The following is a 14,353-nucleotide window of genomic DNA, read 5'->3' as shown; positions in this document are numbered from 1 at the left end:
CTCCTTGCTTGTGTTTTCTGGGGGGGACCTCCCCCCCCCCCCCAACCCCCCCCCCCCCCCCCCCGCGTGGCCGCCCCCCCCCCCCCCCCCCCCCCCCCCCCACCGGCGTATCCGGGGCTTTTGTGGACCCGAGGTCGTGGGTAAGGTTAGGTTAGCCTCACCGTTCATCGGGACGGCGCCGCCGATAAATCCTGCCCGGGAGGTGAACCGCGTGTACGTCTGCAACTGCTTCGGGGTCACCGAGGCGCAGGTGAGGCAGCACGCGGCGGACGGTGCCTGCACACCCCGCCAGATAGCGTCCGCCAGCAAGGCGGGCACCGACTGCGGTTCGTGTGTACGGAGCATTCAGGCGCTCCTGGGCCGGGGCACGTGCCCCCGCAGGGAGCTGGCCAACCAGGGCGAGCCCGTCCTCACCAGCCTGGACACCGGCCTTGACGAGGCCGCCTAGGGCCTCTCGCCCTAGCCCTAGCTCACTGTCAGCTCTCCGGCTGCTCGATGAGCTGCGAGATGTAGAGCGGCTCGCCCAGCTTCTCGACCAGTTCGAGCTGAGTGTCGAGATAGTCGATGTGGTGCTCCTCGTCCGCGAGGATCGACTCGAAGATATTCGCGGAAGTGACGTCTCCCTTGCCGCGCATCACCTCGATCCCGCGCCGGAGGCGGTCGATCGCCTCCGCCTCGATCTGCCGGTCGGCCTGGAACATCTCCGTCACCGTCTGACCCACGCGCACATGGAAGAGCCGCTGGTAATTGGGCAGGCCGTCGAGGAAGAGGATCCGGTCGGTCAGGATCTCCGCGTGCTTCATCTCGTCGATCGACTCGGACCGGGTGTACTTCGCGAGCTTCGGCCAGCCGAAGTTCTCCTGCATCTTGGCGTGGAGAAAGTACTGGTTGATCGCCGTCAGCTCGGCGGTCAGCTGCTCGTTGAGAAATTCGATGACCTCGGGGTCGCCCTGCATCGCAGAGGCTCCTTCCACGTGGTAACTGGGCAGGTTCCGCGCATCCTTGCACCGGTGCGAGAGACCGTCCAGTAAGTGCACGCTTAGTAGGAGTTGCCCCAATCAACGTCTGACCTGCGTCCGACTGGGGCCTCATGGTCATGCCCACCGTCCCAGGTCTGTCAGGATGGAGACATGGGTCAGCCGGCGGATCGCGCATCTCGGGAAGCAGTGGAGCCGGAGCTCCCGCCGGGGCAGCGACTGCAGCGGGGCTGGCCGGTCACGCACTACGGCCCGGTGCCGAAGTTCCGCCCGGAGCGCTGGGAGTTCAGGGTCTTCGGGGCCACCGCCGACGGGGACAAGCACTGCTGGACGCACGAGGAGTTCTCCGCCCTTCCGTACACCAGCGTGATCGGTGATCTGCACTGCGTCACCAAGTTCAGCATGCTGCGCGCCGAGTGGGGCGGTGTCCTGGCGCAGACGCTCCTGGAGATCGCGCCGCCCGCGCCCGACGCCACGCACGTGATGATCTGGGCCGAGTACGGCTTCAGCTCGAATCTGCGGATGGCCGACTTCAGGGACGAGCGCACGATTTTCGCCACCCACAAAGGCGGAGAGCTGCTGACCGCGGAGCACGGCTTTCCGCTGCGCCTCGTGGTGCCCCACCTCTATGCCTGGAAGGGCCCCAAGTGGGTCCGTGGTGTCGAGTACATGACCGCCGACCGCCGTGGCTTCTGGGAGGAACGCGGCTATCACAACGTCGGCGACCCCTGGGCCGAGCAGCGCTACTCGTACCAGGAAGAGCCCGGGGACGGCCCCGAGCTCTAGGGCCCCAGTCCGTTCCGCCTACGGCCGGGGCTTCTAGCTGCCCCTGAGCTCCTTCAAGCGCGCCACGTCCGCCGCGTGCCCCTCCTTGCCGCCGGGTGTCTCGATGATCAGCGGTACGTTCTCGGTCGCGGGGTGGGCCATCAGCTCGCGGAAGGGCTCCTCGCCGATGTGGCCGGTGCCGATGTTCTCGTGACGGTCCTTGTGGGCGCCGACCACGTCCTTCGAGTCGTTGGCGTGCACCAGCTTCAGGCGCCCTTCGCCGACGGTGTCGACCAGCAGGTCGAGGGTCTGCTTCATGCCGCTCGGCCCGGTCAGATCGTGGCCCGCCGCGAAGATGTGGCAGGTGTCCAGGCAGACGCCCAGCTTCGGGTGGGCGTCGAGCGCGTCGAAGTACGGGCCGAAGTCCCAGGTGCGCGAGCAGAGCGAGAAGCCCTGGCCCGCGGTCGACTCCAGGAGGAGGAAGGGGTCGTCGTCGTGCGTCAGCTCGTCGAGGAGCGGCAGCATCCGCTCACGTACCTGTGCGAGCGCGACGGCGCGATCCCGGCCGCCGGTCGCCGAACCGGTGTGCACGACGACGCCGAGCGCGCCGATCTCGCGGCCCCGGCGCAGCGAGTGGCGCAGGGACTCCACGGACTTCTCGACGGTCGCCTCGGTGTGCGAGCCGAAGTTGATGAGGTAGGGCGCGTGGACGTACGCGGGAATCCGCTCGGCGGCGCAGGCGGCGCGGAACTCCTCGTCCTCCTTCGGGTTGCCGGGCCCGGTGGCCCAGCCGCGAGGGTTGGCCACGAAGACCTGGACGGCCTCGGCACCCAGCTCACGGGCGTACGGAAGCCCTACGGAGGCAAGGCCGCCGGCCACGGGGACATGGCCGCCGACGGGATTGCGGGACGGGGTGCTGGGGGAGTTCTCGCTGCTCACCCGCTCCAGGGTGGCACGGGTGCGCGCGGGACCTGCCCCCGGCCAGGGCTAACGGACCTTGATGGTGATCGTCGAGCCCTTGGGGGCGTCGTCGCCGCCCTCCACCGACTGCCCCTTGACCGTGTCCCCGAAGAGGTTCAGGAAGCCGCGGTCCTCGTCGACCTCGAAGCCCGCGTCCTCGAGCTTCTGCGTGGCGTCGTCGACGCTCATGCCCTCGACGTCCGGCACCTCGATCATCTCGGGGCCCTTGGAGAGCGTCAGCGTGACCGTGTCACCCTCGGCGAGCTGCTTCTCGCCCTCCCTTGGCGACTGGTCGACGACGGTGCCCTTGTCCTCTTCGGAGTGCACCCGCTTCGTCGCGATCTTGACCTTGAGGCCCGCGTCCTCAAGATCGAGGGTCGCGTCCGACTGGGAGTCGCCCGTCACGTCGGGGACATCGATCGCCTCCCCCTTGCTGACGACCATCGCGATGGCGGAGCCCGCCTTGCGCTTGCTGCCCGAATCCGGGTCCGTGCTGATCACGGAGCCCTTGCGGACGTCGTCGCTGAAGGCCTTGGTCGTCATTCCGGGAGCCAGTCCGGCGTCCTTGAGCTTGCTCTTCGCCTCGTCCAGGGGGGTGCCCTTGAGGCCGGGGACCTTCACGATCTCGGGACCCATCGAGACGGTCAGCGTCACCCGGCCGTTGTCACGGATGCGCTCGCCCGCCTTGGGGTCGGTGGCCATGACCGTGCCCCGCTTGTCTGTGTCGCTGTAGGCGCGCTTGACGTCCTTCACGTCGAGCCCGGCCTCGTCGAGGCGCTTCTTGGCCGCCGGTTCGGTCTTTGCCAGGAGCGGCGGGACCTTCGTGAACTGGCCGGAATTGATGTACCAGACGCCGGCGCCGAGACCCAGGACGAGAAGGACGGCGGCGACGATCGCGAGGACCCCGCGGCGCGGTTTGCCGCGCCGCCTGCGATCGGGGGCCGCCGGTGGAGCGGGGGGCGGCGTCGCCAGGATGCTCGTGCGGTTGAGCTGGTCCTGTTGGTCCCGCTGGTCCCGCTGGTCCTGAACGCCGTCCGTGGGGAGCGGAAGCTGCACGGGCCGCACCGAGCGCGGGAGAACGTCGGTGCGGTCGTCGCTGTTGTCGCGCGGTTCGTGCTCCGCCGTGCGCGCCTGCGGCGGCACCGCGTCGAGCTGATCCAGGGAGAGCGCGGCCCGTGCCTGCCTGGCCTGCCCGAGGAGCGCCACCGCGTCGTGCGGGCGGACCTCGGGGTTGCGGGCGGTGGCGGAGGCCACCAGTTCGTCGAGCTCGACGGCCAGGCCCGGGACGACCGCCGACGGGGGCGGCACGTCCTCGTGGAGGTGTTGGTAGAGCACCTGGGCGGGCGACTCACCGGAGTGCGGCTTGGCGCCGGTCAGCATTTCGTAGAGGACGACCCCGCACGCGTACACGTCCACACGCGTGTCGGCCGTGCCGTGCTCTATCTGCTCGGGGGCGAGATAGGAGACCGTCCCGAGGATCGTGCCTGTCGTGTTCGTGACGGTGTCCACCGCGCGCACGAGTCCGAAGTCGGCGACCTTGACCCGGCCGTCATCCCCTATGAGGACGTTCTCCGGCTTCATGTCGCGGTGCACGAACCCGGCGCGGTGGGCCGCGCCGAGCGCGGCGAGGACCGGCTCCAGGATGTCGAGGGCCGCGCGCGGCTGCAGGGCGCCGCGCTCACGGAGCACGTCACGCAGGGTGCATCCCGCGATGTACTCCATCGCCAGATAGACGTACGCGCCGTCGGCGCCCTGGTCGTACACCCCCACCACGTTCGGGTGCGAGAGCCGGGCGATCGACTTGGCCTCGCGGATGAAGCGGTCGACGAACGAGACGTCGGCGGCCAGCGTCGGGTGCATCACCTTGAGCGCGAGCACGCGGTCGAGGCGGGTGTCCACGGCCCGGTAGACCGTGGCCATCCCGCCGACCGCGATCCGCCCGTCCACGCGATAGCGGCCGTCGAGCAGCTGCCCGACCATGGGGTCTCCCCGGCCGAAGGCTGGGGAAGGGTCCTGAAGGGTCGTGTCCACGAAGGGAGTCTACGAGCCACCGCTGACACCGTTGCCCGCCCGGGCACGCTCGGGCCTCGACTGCAGCCGACCTGTAACAGGCGGGCGGTCCCTCAGAACGCGGCCTTCAGAACGCGGGCCGCTCCGGATCGAGCCGGGCCATCCCCTGTGCGGGCGACGACGCCTCGGCGAAGTGCCGACGTGGAATCCGCCCGGCCCGGTACGCGAGCCGCCCCGCCTCGACCCCGTGCCGCATGCCCTCGGCCATGAGGACCGGCTCCTGAGCGCGTGTAACGGCGGAGGCGAGCATCACACCCGCGCACCCCAGCTCCATCGCGAGCGCCGCGTCGGACGCCGTTCCCGCCCCCGCGTCCAGAATCACCGGTACGCCCGCGCGCTCGACGATGAGCTGGAAGTTGTGCGGGTTGCGGATGCCGAGCCCGGAGCCGATGGGCGAGCCGAGAGGCATGATCGCCGCGCAGCCCACGTCCTCCAGCTTCCGGGCGAGGACCGGGTCGTCGTTCGTGTACGGAAGGACCGTGAAGCCGTCGTCGACCAGGGTCTCGGCGGCGTCGATGAGCTCGATCGGGTCGGGGAGCAGCGTGCGCTCGTCCGCGATGACCTCCAGCTTGACCAGGTCGGTGCCGAGCGCCTCCCGCGCGAGCCGGGCGGTCAGGACGGCCTCGCCCGCGGTGTAGCAGCCCGCCGTGTTCGGCAGGACACGGATGCCGAGCCGGTCGAGGACGGAGAGCACCGAGCCCTGCACACCGGGATCGAGGCGGCGCATCGCGACCGTCGTCAGCTCCGTTCCGGAGGCGACGAGAGAGCGTTCGAGGATGTCCAGGCTCGGCGCCCCGCCCGTACCCATGATCAGGCGTGAGGAAAGGGTGAGCCCGCCGATGACGAAGGGGTCGTCTGCCATGTCGGTTCAGCCTCCTTGGACGGCGGTGAGGACCTCGACACGGTCCCCGTCGGTGAGCGGGGTTGTGGACCACCGCGCGCGCGGGACGACGGTTTCGTTGAGCGCGGCGGCGATCCCGGACGGAGCTTCGGTGAGCGTGGCGACGAGGGCTTCGAGCGTGGTGCCCGCGGCCACGTCGCGTGCTTCTCCGTTGACAAGGACGGCTGTTACGGCTGAGAGGGTCATGCGGGCTGCTCCATGAAGCGCTGTGTGAGGGGGGCGCCGACAAAGCGCAGAGGGGTGAATCCCCGCGCCTCGTCGGGCAGTTCACCGGTGGTCAGGGCGTGCGCGAGGACCTCGCCGGTGACGGGTGTCAGAAGCACGCCGTTGCGGTAGTGCCCGGTGGCCAGCTGGAGGCCGGGGAGCGCGGTCGGGCCGAGCAGTGGCGCGTTGTCGGGTGAGCCGGGGCGCAGGCCCGCGCGGGTCTCGGTCAGCGGCAGTTCGGTGATGCCCGGTACGAGCTCGTGGGCGTCCCGGAGCAGCTCGTACACGCCGCCCGCGGTGACCGTCGTGTCCCAGCCGAGCTCCTCGCTGGTCGCACCGACGACGAGCTCGCCGTTCTCGCGCGGCACCAGGTAGACGTGGCTGCCGCGCACGACGGCGCGCACGGTGCGGCTCAGGAACGGCGCGTACCGCTGCGGCACCGTGAGCCGCAGGACCTGCCCCTTCACGGGACGCACGGGCGGCAGCACGCCCTCCGGGACACCTGCGAGGCGCCCGCTGAGGCTGCCCGCGGCGAGCACGGTCTGCCCGGCCTCCAGGGCGGTGCCGTCGGCGAGGACGACACCGGTGGCCCGGTCACCTGCGACTGTGAGGCGCTGCGCCCACGCGCGGTGGAAGATCACGCCCGCCCGCTCGCAGGCCACGAGCAGTGCCGCGGCGAGCCTGCGCGGGTCGATCTGATGGTCGCCGTCGACGCGAAGACCGCCACGGACCCCCGGTGCGAGCATCGGTTCGAGGCGGCGGCACTCGCGCCCGCTCAGCCACTCCGACGTGAGCCCCGACCGCTCCTGGAGGGCGTGCAGCTCACGCAGGTGGGCGCGGTCGTCGGAGTCGAGGGCGACGGCGAGCGTGCCGCACGCGCGGTAGCCGAGATCGCGGCCGCTCGCCTCCGCCAACTCGGCCGCGAACTCCGGATAGCGCCGCGCGGAGGCCAGATTCAGCCCGAGCAGCGTCTGCTCGCCGTAGTGCAGCTCGGTGACCGCGGCCAGCATGCCCGCGGCGACCTGCGCCGCGCCGCCACCCGGTTCGGGGTCCACGACCGCGGTGGACAGGCCGCGCTGCGCCGCCCGCCAGGCCGTGACCAGGCCGATGATGCCGCCCCCGATGACGACGACATCGGTCGCCTCGTGGGGTGATGTAGGTGGATGCATGGGCGTCCAGCCCCTCCCTTCGCCGGCATGACCCGGATCAGGTTCGTACGGTCGGAGGCCGTCCCAGCCTCCCTCTCAGCCCGGTACGTCCGGGCTCCCGCGAGTGCTCTGCATCCGCCACCCTAGTCCCTGGTCTCCGAGGGCAGTAGGGGAGCTGTCCGGGTATGCGCCGTGACGGTGTGTCATAGATCTCCTCGTAGCGCTCTGCGGGGCGCGTCACCCGCCGCCCTAGAGTGATCGGGTGAGCGAGCGCCAGAGGCAGGACAAGCGGCACGTCGTCATCGTGGGCGCGGGGATGGCCGGGGTGCAGACCGCCGTCGCCCTGCGCGAGCAGGGGTTCGCCGGTGCGGTCACCCTGATCGGCGCGGAACCCCACCGGCCGTACGACAGGCCGCCGCTGTCCAAGGCCGTGCTGCTCGGCAAGGCGGAGGGCTCCGCCTTCGACATCGACTTCGAGGCGCTCGGCATCGAGCTGAGCCTGGGCCACGAGGTCACGGGTGTGCGCCCGGCGGACCACGAACTGGACACCGCGTCGGGCCCGGTGCCCTACGACACCCTGGTCGTCGCCACGGGCGCCGAGCCGATCCTGCTGCCCGGCACTTCCCAAGTCCCCGGAGTCCACCTGCTGCGCACCCTCGACGACGCCGAGCGGCTGCGGCCCGTGCTCGCCGAGCAGCACCGTGTCGTGGTCATCGGCGCGGGCTGGATCGGCGCCGAGTTCACGACAGCGGCGCGCGACGCGGGCTGCTCCGTCACGGTCGTCGAAGCCGCCGAGCGGCCGCTCGCCGGGGCCCTGCCCGCTGAGGTCGCGGCGCCGATGACGTCCTGGTACGCCGACTCCGGGGCCGAACTGCGCACCCACGCGCGCGTGGACCGCGTCGAGCCCGGCAGCGTTCTCCTTGCCGACGGCACCCGGCTCCCCGCGGACGCGGTCGTCGTCGGCATCGGCGCCCGCCCCGCCACCGGCTGGCTCGCGGACTCCGGCATCACCCTGGGCGCCCACCGGGAGATCCTCGCCGACGATCACCTTCGGACGTCGGAACCCGATGTGTACGCGGTCGGCGACTGCTCCTCCTTCCCTTCGGGAAGGTATGGCGAGCGGCTCCTCGTCCACCACTGGAACAACGCCCTCCAGGGCCCGCGCACGGTGGCCGCGAACATCATCGGCGAGACCCCTTCGGCGTACGACCCCGTCCCGTACTTCTGGTCGGAGCAGTTCGGCCGCTTCGTCCAGTTCGCGGGGCACCACGCGTCGGCCGACGAGCTGGTGTGGCGCGGTGACCCGTCGGGTGCGGCCTGGACCGTGTGCTGGCTCCGTGGGGGCGCCCTGGTGGCCGTCCTGGCGGTGGGCCGCCCGAGGGACCTCGCGCAGGGTCGCAAGCTGATCGAGGCGGCTGCCCGGCTCTCCCCGGAGCTGGCGTCGGACCCCGCGGTACCGCTGAAGAAGGCCGTGCTGCCGTAGCCGGGGGCCCGCCGCCCGGCCGCTGTCAGTGGCCGGAGATACCCTTGTCCCCGTGACCGAGATTGACGCAAAGACTGATGCTCTCGTCCCCGAGTGGCTGCACCTCCCCGACATCGCAGAAATGCTCGATGTCGAGGTGACGCGTGTGCGCCAGCTGGTCAAGGAGGGCCAGCTGATCGCCGTGCGCCGTGGTGAGAACCGCGCGCTCGCGGTGCCTGCCGCCTTCATCGACGGCGACAAGATCGTCAAGGGCCTCACCGGCACCCTGACGCTCCTGCGGGACGACGGCTTCTCCGACGAAGAGATGCTGGAGTGGCTCTTCACTCCCGACGAGACCCTGCCCGGCACCCCCGCGCAGGCCCTGAGCGAGAATCGCGGCACGGAGGTGAAGCGTCGCGCCCAGGCGCTCGCCGTCTGACCGACCGACACGGAAAACCGTTGCGTACGGGCCGCGTGTCCCCGGAGACCCGGGGGCACACGGCCTGTGGGCCACCGACGACCGGGGGGACCTCTTCATGGCCACCAAGCCTGCCCGCGAGCAGCTCGCCGACGCCCGTCTCTACCTGTGCGTGGACGCCCGCAAGCGCCAGGGAGACCTCCCGGAGTTCCTCGACGCCGTCCTCGGCGGCGGTGTCGACATCGTGCAGCTGCGGGACAAGGGCATGGAGGCGGCCGAGGAGCTCGAACACCTCCAGGTCTTCGCCGACGCCGCCCGCCGGCACGGCAAGCTCCTCGCGGTGAACGACCGCGCGGACGTCGCGCACGCCATCGGCGCCGACGTCCTGCACCTCGGCCAGGGCGACCTGCCCGTGCCCGCGGCCCGCCGCATTCTGGGCGATGACGTTCTCATCGGCCGTTCCACGCACGCCGACGCCGAGGCCGCCGCGGCGGCGACCCAGGACGGCGTGGACTACTTCTGCACGGGACCCTGCTGGCCGACCCCGACCAAGCCCGGCCGGCACGCCCCCGGCCTCGACCTGGTCCGGTACACGGCCTCACTCGGCACCGACCGCCCGTGGTTCGCCATCGGCGGTATCGACGCGGGCAACCTGGACGAGGTGCTCGAAGCGGGCGCCCGCCGTGTCGTCGTCGTGCGGGCCATCACCGAGGCGGACGATCCGGCGGCCGCCGCGGCCGACTTCGCCAAGCGGTTGCGTTCGGCCTGATCGTCGATCTTCAGCCATCCTTCGGGGCGGCTGTCCGCAGGTTGGACGGAGATTGGCCGGTAGCGGCACCCCGTCGCTAACCTGCCCGTATGGCCCTAGGCACTGCTTCCACCAGATCTGATCGCGCACGCACCGTGCGTGACATGCTCGCGACCGGCGAGACGACGTACTCGTTCGAGTTCTCGGCGCCGAAGACCGAGAAGGGCGAGCGGAACCTGTGGAACGCGCTGCGCCGGGTCGAGGCGGTGGCTCCCAGCTTCGTCTCCGTGACGTACGGAGCGGGCGGCTCGACGCGTGCGGGCACGGTCAAGGAGACGCAGCAGATCGTCGCCGACTCGACGCTCACGCCGGTCGCGCACCTGACCGCCGTCGACCACTCCGTGGCCGAGCTGCGCAACATCATCGGGCAGTACGCGGACGCCGGCATCAGGAACATGCTCGCGGTCCGCGGCGACCCGCCCGGCGACCCGCTCGCCGACTGGGTCAAGCACCCCGAGGGCCTCACGTACACCGCCGAACTGGTGCGGCTGATCAAGGAGTCGGGCGACTTCTGCGTGGGCGTCGCGGCCTTCCCCGCGATGCATCCGCGCTCGGCCGACTGGGACACCGACGTCCGGCACTTCGTCGACAAGTGCCGTGCGGGCGCCGACTACGCGATCACACAGATGTTCTTCTACCCGGAGGAGTATCTGCGCCTGCGCGACCGGGTCGAGGCCGCGGGCTGCTCGACGCCGATCATCCCGGAGATCATGCCGGTGACGAACGTGCGCATGCTGGAGCGGCTGCCTCAGCTCAGCAACGCTTCCTTCCCGCCGGAGCTCAAAGAGCGCATCCTCACAGCCAAAGATGATCCGGCGGCTGTACGCTCCATTGGCATCGAGTTCGCGACGGAGTTCTGCGCGCGGTTGCTGGCCGAGGGTGTCCCGGGACTGCACTTCATCACGCTCAACAACTCCACGGCGACTCTGGAAATCTACGAGAATCTGGGCCTGCATCACCCGCAGGCCTGACCGGCCGTACCCCTAGGGGGCGGCGGCCGCGGGGAGAGGGGCGTACATGGGCTGGACGGTCCTCTACATCGCGTTCGGAGGCGTCGCGCTGTGGCTGCTCGGCGAGGTGCTGCTGCAGTACAAGGCGCGGCTGCGCTGGCGGCTGCTCGCCTTCGGCGGCTTCCTCGGCGTGGTCATCGGCGTGCTGCTGCCGTCGGTGGTGGTCATCGGGATCGGCGCGATCGCCTTCGCCACGGGACAGACGTACGTGACGTTGTCCTTCCGCCGCGGCTTCTCGACCGGCTGGGCGCTCGGCGGCCAGCCCGGTCTGAGCAAGCGCCGCAAGAGGCCGCGAGGCGGGGCCGGCGAGGCTTCCCAGGAGCCGACGCTCCAGGTCTCCGACCTCGAGTACGAGGACGCGGGCCCGGCCGGGCCGCCGCCCGAGGCCGCTCCCGGCACCGGGGTCTACGCCCCGGAGCCGCTGCCCGACGACACCGGGCAGTACGGCGTCTACACCGACGACGCGTACGCACAGCAGCAACAGCAGCACCAGCAGTCCGCTCCGGCGGACAGCGGCTACGGCTACGACACGTACGCCACCGCGGGCTATGACCCCCAGCAGCCGTACGCGTACGGCGAGACGGGGCAGCAGCAGTACGCCGCGTACTCCGACCCGTACATCGGGACGCAGACGTACGGCGGCGGGCAGGGCTACGACGCGTACGGCGACCAGCAGCAGTACGCGCCCTATCCGGCCGCCGATCCGTACGGCGCCGAGGCGGGGACCTACCAGGAGACTCCGCCCGGCGGGGTCTGGGTGCCCCAGCAGCGCAGCGTCGAGGACCCCTACGGCCAGTACGGCGAGTACGGCGGCGAACTCCCGCCGGAGCAGCCGTACCCGTACCAGGGCGAACAGCCCCAACAGCCCCAGGGGAACGGGTACGACGCGGGGTACAACGAGCAGTACCGCTACTGAGACGAGCAGGCCCGCGGGCCTGCTCGGGCGGGACTGACGGGACTGACGGGACTGACGGGCCTGACGGGCCTGACGGCACTGACGGGCCTGCTCACTGCGAGCCCCGGAAGTCCGGTCCCTCCACGATCAGCCCGGCGACCAGCGTGCCCGACATGCCCGCGTGCGGGAGCCCGCCGCCCGGGTGCGCCCAGCCGCCCACCGCGAAGAGCCCCGGCAGACGCGTGCTGTTGGCCGGGTGGAGCAGCCGTCCCTCACCCGCCGCGAGGGACGGTGGCGGGACCGCGCCGCCGTCGGCGCCGGTGGCCCGCGCGATGTCGGCGGGGGTGCGGACCTCGTGCCACAGCAGCCGCTCACGCAGGCCGGGGACGACGGACCCGGCACGCGTCAGGAGCCGCTCCACGTCCGCGTCGGTGACCTCCGTGTGCGCGGGCACCGTGACCGCCAGCGTGAGCGCCTCGTGCCCGGCGTCGGGCGTGAGCGCGGGGTCGTCCGGGCGCAGCACCGTGAGAGTGGGGGCCAGGGGCAGCCCGGGGCGGTCGCCGAAGACCCGGTAGAGCTCGTCCTGGCGATCGGACGTGTGCAGCACCGTGCGGTGGGGTGTGCCCTCGGGCCGCGCGCCGCGCAGCGCGAGGAAGACCATGAGGCGGCTGGGCAGTCCGGAACGGGGCTGCACCTCACCCTCCGCCCGTATGTTCACACCGGACGCGCCGGACATGCCGGATGTACCGGACAGCAAGCCGTCGAGTGCGCCGGGCGCGACACCGGCGACCACGAAGTCCGCCTCCCGCACCGTCCCGTCCGCGAGCTCCACGCCCGCCGCGCGGCCGTCCTTCTCGATGATCCGGGCGACGGGGGAGTCGAACGCGAACTCGACCCGCCGTGCGAGACACCGCTCGTACACGGCACGGGCGAGCGCGCGCATCCCGCCGCGCACGGACCACGCGCCGAAGGTGTGCTCCTGGTAGGGCAGGACGGCCGCGCTCGCCGGGGTCGCCCGGGGGTCCAGGCCGCTCGCGAGGGCGTACTGCTCAAGGAGCGCCAGGAGCCGTGCGTCGCCGCCCAGTTCGAGCTCGCCGACCTCGGTGAGGGTCCTCGCGCGCCGCTCGCGCCGCAGGAGGCGCTTGTGCGGCACCGACGGATAGGGCTCGCGCTCGGCGAGGACCTGCCAGTTCGGCCAGAGCGGCTCTTCCAGGAGGGGGCGCCGGGTGCGGTCCCACGCCTCACGGGCGCGGTTCATGTACGCCGACCAGTGGGCGCCCGCGCCGCTGCCGAGCGCCGCGTCGAGGGCGTCGCCGACGCCCGCGCGCGAGGCGTTCGGCAGATCGGCCGCCGTGCCGTCCGCGAAGACGTGCCGCACGGCGGGCTCCACCTGGGAGAGCTCGACGCACCGCTCCAGCGGCTCCTTGCCCGTCTTGACGAACAAGTCGCGGTAGACGGCGGGGAGCTGCAGGAGGCCGGGGCCCGTGTCGAAGACGAAGCCGTCACGCTCGACGCTGCCGAGCGCGCCCCCGTACGTACCCGACCGCTCGTGCACCACCACGCGGTGGCCCGCGACGGCGAGCCGGGCGGCGGCCGCCATCGCGCCCATCCCGGCGCCGATCACCACAATCCGTGCCATGCCAGGGACTTTATCGGCCACCACTGACAGTCACGCCGGGAGCCCTCAGTCCGGCGGCCGTCCCCCGTGCGCCGCGAGCTGCTTCTCCTCGCGCCGCTGCGCCCTGCGCCGCAGGAACCGCCGGATCCGCGAGACGAGGAAGAGCAGTATGAGCAGGCCGAGCAGCAGAAGCACGGCCGCGATGATCGCCGCCGCCTCGGGGTAGAACATCGCGAAGCTGACGATCCCGCCGACCCCGAGATCCTCCGCCGTGCTCACCGCGATGTTGCTGAACGGCTCGGGCGAGGTGTTGATCGCCATCCGCGTCCCGGCCTTGACGAAGTGGCTGGCCAGCGCCGTCGAGCCGCCCACCGCCCCGGCCGCCAGGTCGGAGAGCGAACCGCTCTGGCCCGCGAGCAGCGCGCCCACCACGGCGCCGGACACCGGCCGGATCACGGTGTGCACCGTGTCCCAGACCGAGTCGACGTAAGGGATCTTGTCGGCGACGGCCTCGCAGACGAAGAGGACGCCTGCGGCGATCAGCACATCAGGACGTTGCAGCGCCTCGGGAACCTCGTCGCTGATCCCGGTCGCGCCGAAGACGCCGAGCAGCAGGACCACGGCGTACGCGTTGATCCCGCTTGCCCAGCCGCTGGTGAAGACCAGGGGGAGTACGGACACGGACGCGATCGTAACCAGTCGAGAAGATCTCGGCCTGGGGATGAGCACCCAGGCCTGAGTATCCGTACCTAGAGGTGGAGATGAGTATCCGCGCGGATGGGTCCCGACCTGCGAAGACGGAAGAGTGAGGGACACGGAGAAGGGCGCGGCGCCCGTACCGCCGACACGGGGCGGCGGAACGGCGCAGCGCCCTTGGCCGCTCCTCCCACCTCTTCGAACCTCTTCGAAGGTGGGAGCGAGACACGGGGGAGACGGACGGCGACTCGGGGATGACCACCCGAGGGGCCGAACGGGGGAACGGGGGAACGGGGGAAACGGGGGAACGAGAGAAGCGGGGGGGGGGGGGGGGGGGGGGGGGGGGGGGGGGGGGGGGGGGGGGGGGGGGTGGTGGGGGGTGGGGGGGAGGGGGGGGGGGGGAGGGGGGGGGGGGGGGAGG

The 14,353-nt window shown here is 71.5% G+C and carries 15 protein-coding genes and 1 riboswitch; of the genes, 7 read left to right on the top strand and 8 right to left on the bottom strand.

Annotation, left to right across the window (positions count from 1 at the left end; translation table 11 throughout):
* The first annotated feature begins 202 nt into the window (after positions 1-202).
* On the top strand, positions 203-448 hold the full coding sequence (locus tag ACZ5CR_RS38470; protein WP_389909899.1) for a (2Fe-2S)-binding protein: 246 nt from the start codon (positions 203-205) through the stop codon (positions 446-448).
* A 28-nt stretch (positions 449-476) separates the two neighbouring features.
* Here the strand turns inward: ACZ5CR_RS38470 and bfr are convergent, their stop codons facing one another.
* Entirely contained in the window at positions 477-956 is a 480-nt protein-coding gene (gene bfr / locus ACZ5CR_RS38465; RefSeq protein ID WP_468866510.1) for a bacterioferritin, read from the bottom strand.
* A 174-nt stretch (positions 957-1,130) separates the two neighbouring features.
* Here bfr and ACZ5CR_RS38460 point away from each other — a divergent pair, with 174 nt between their 5' ends.
* Positions 1,131-1,763 (top strand): sulfite oxidase-like oxidoreductase, encoded by a 633-nt coding sequence (locus ACZ5CR_RS38460; protein WP_468866508.1) that lies wholly within the window; start codon positions 1,131-1,133, stop codon positions 1,761-1,763.
* 33 nt (positions 1,764-1,796) lie between these two features.
* On the opposite strand, the gene ACZ5CR_RS38455 is transcribed toward ACZ5CR_RS38460, so the two are convergent.
* From ACZ5CR_RS38455 to thiO, 5 genes are all read right to left on the bottom strand, one after another.
* The gene (locus ACZ5CR_RS38455) at positions 1,797-2,681 is read right to left on the bottom strand and encodes a deoxyribonuclease IV (protein WP_468866506.1); all 885 of its coding nucleotides are present in this window, start codon (positions 2,679-2,681) and stop codon (positions 1,797-1,799) included.
* Between the two features lie 48 nt (positions 2,682-2,729).
* A complete protein-coding gene (pknB, locus tag ACZ5CR_RS38450; RefSeq protein WP_468866504.1) occupies positions 2,730-4,733 on the bottom strand; it encodes a Stk1 family PASTA domain-containing Ser/Thr kinase in 2,004 nt (667 codons plus the stop codon).
* 106 nt (positions 4,734-4,839) lie between these two features.
* Positions 4,840-5,634 (bottom strand): thiazole synthase, encoded by a 795-nt coding sequence (locus ACZ5CR_RS38445; RefSeq protein WP_468866501.1) that lies wholly within the window; start codon positions 5,632-5,634, stop codon positions 4,840-4,842.
* 6 nt (positions 5,635-5,640) lie between these two features.
* A complete protein-coding gene (gene thiS / locus ACZ5CR_RS38440; RefSeq protein ID WP_468866499.1) occupies positions 5,641-5,859 on the bottom strand; it encodes a sulfur carrier protein ThiS in 219 nt (72 codons plus the stop codon).
* The gene (gene thiO, locus ACZ5CR_RS38435; RefSeq protein ID WP_468866497.1) at positions 5,856-7,046 is read right to left on the bottom strand and encodes a glycine oxidase ThiO; all 1,191 of its coding nucleotides are present in this window, start codon (positions 7,044-7,046) and stop codon (positions 5,856-5,858) included. The genes thiS and thiO overlap by 4 nt, the downstream gene beginning before the upstream one ends.
* Positions 7,044-7,157, bottom strand: a riboswitch (TPP riboswitch). (Overlaps the previous gene by 3 nt.)
* A 184-nt stretch (positions 7,158-7,341) precedes the next feature.
* Between thiO and ACZ5CR_RS38430 the strand changes: the two genes are divergently transcribed.
* The 5 genes from ACZ5CR_RS38430 to ACZ5CR_RS38410 all read left to right on the top strand — a co-directional run bounded on the left by ACZ5CR_RS38430 (position 7,342) and on the right by ACZ5CR_RS38410 (position 11,639).
* Positions 7,342-8,508 carry an NAD(P)/FAD-dependent oxidoreductase gene (locus tag ACZ5CR_RS38430; RefSeq protein WP_468866521.1) on the top strand — a complete coding sequence of 389 codons (1,167 nt, stop codon included), beginning with the start codon at positions 7,342-7,344 and terminating at the stop codon, positions 8,506-8,508.
* A gap of 52 nt (positions 8,509-8,560) precedes the next feature.
* Positions 8,561-8,926 carry an Rv2175c family DNA-binding protein gene (locus ACZ5CR_RS38425; RefSeq protein WP_361045514.1) on the top strand — a complete coding sequence of 122 codons (366 nt, stop codon included), beginning with the start codon at positions 8,561-8,563 and terminating at the stop codon, positions 8,924-8,926.
* A gap of 97 nt (positions 8,927-9,023) precedes the next feature.
* Positions 9,024-9,674 (top strand): thiamine phosphate synthase, encoded by a 651-nt coding sequence (gene thiE / locus ACZ5CR_RS38420; protein ID WP_468866495.1) that lies wholly within the window; start codon positions 9,024-9,026, stop codon positions 9,672-9,674.
* Positions 9,675-9,763: 89 nt separating this feature from the next.
* Positions 9,764-10,684 carry a methylenetetrahydrofolate reductase [NAD(P)H] gene (gene metF, locus ACZ5CR_RS38415; protein ID WP_468866492.1) on the top strand — a complete coding sequence of 307 codons (921 nt, stop codon included), beginning with the start codon at positions 9,764-9,766 and terminating at the stop codon, positions 10,682-10,684.
* 46 nt (positions 10,685-10,730) lie between these two features.
* Entirely contained in the window at positions 10,731-11,639 is a 909-nt protein-coding gene (locus ACZ5CR_RS38410) for a hypothetical protein (RefSeq protein ID WP_468866490.1), read from the top strand.
* Between the two features lie 91 nt (positions 11,640-11,730).
* Here the strand turns inward: ACZ5CR_RS38410 and ACZ5CR_RS38405 are convergent, their stop codons facing one another.
* Both ACZ5CR_RS38405 and ACZ5CR_RS38400 read right to left on the bottom strand, forming a co-directional pair.
* Positions 11,731-13,257 carry a phytoene desaturase family protein gene (locus ACZ5CR_RS38405; RefSeq protein ID WP_468866488.1) on the bottom strand — a complete coding sequence of 509 codons (1,527 nt, stop codon included), beginning with the start codon at positions 13,255-13,257 and terminating at the stop codon, positions 11,731-11,733.
* Between the two features lie 45 nt (positions 13,258-13,302).
* Positions 13,303-13,917, bottom strand: coding sequence for a DUF4126 domain-containing protein (locus ACZ5CR_RS38400; protein WP_468866486.1), 615 nt, complete (start codon positions 13,915-13,917; stop codon positions 13,303-13,305).
* Between the last annotated feature and the right edge of the window lie 436 nt (positions 13,918-14,353).

The organism is Streptomyces sp. NPDC031274 (assembly GCF_055570235.1).
This window is presented reverse-complemented; position numbering and strand designations above follow the sequence as displayed.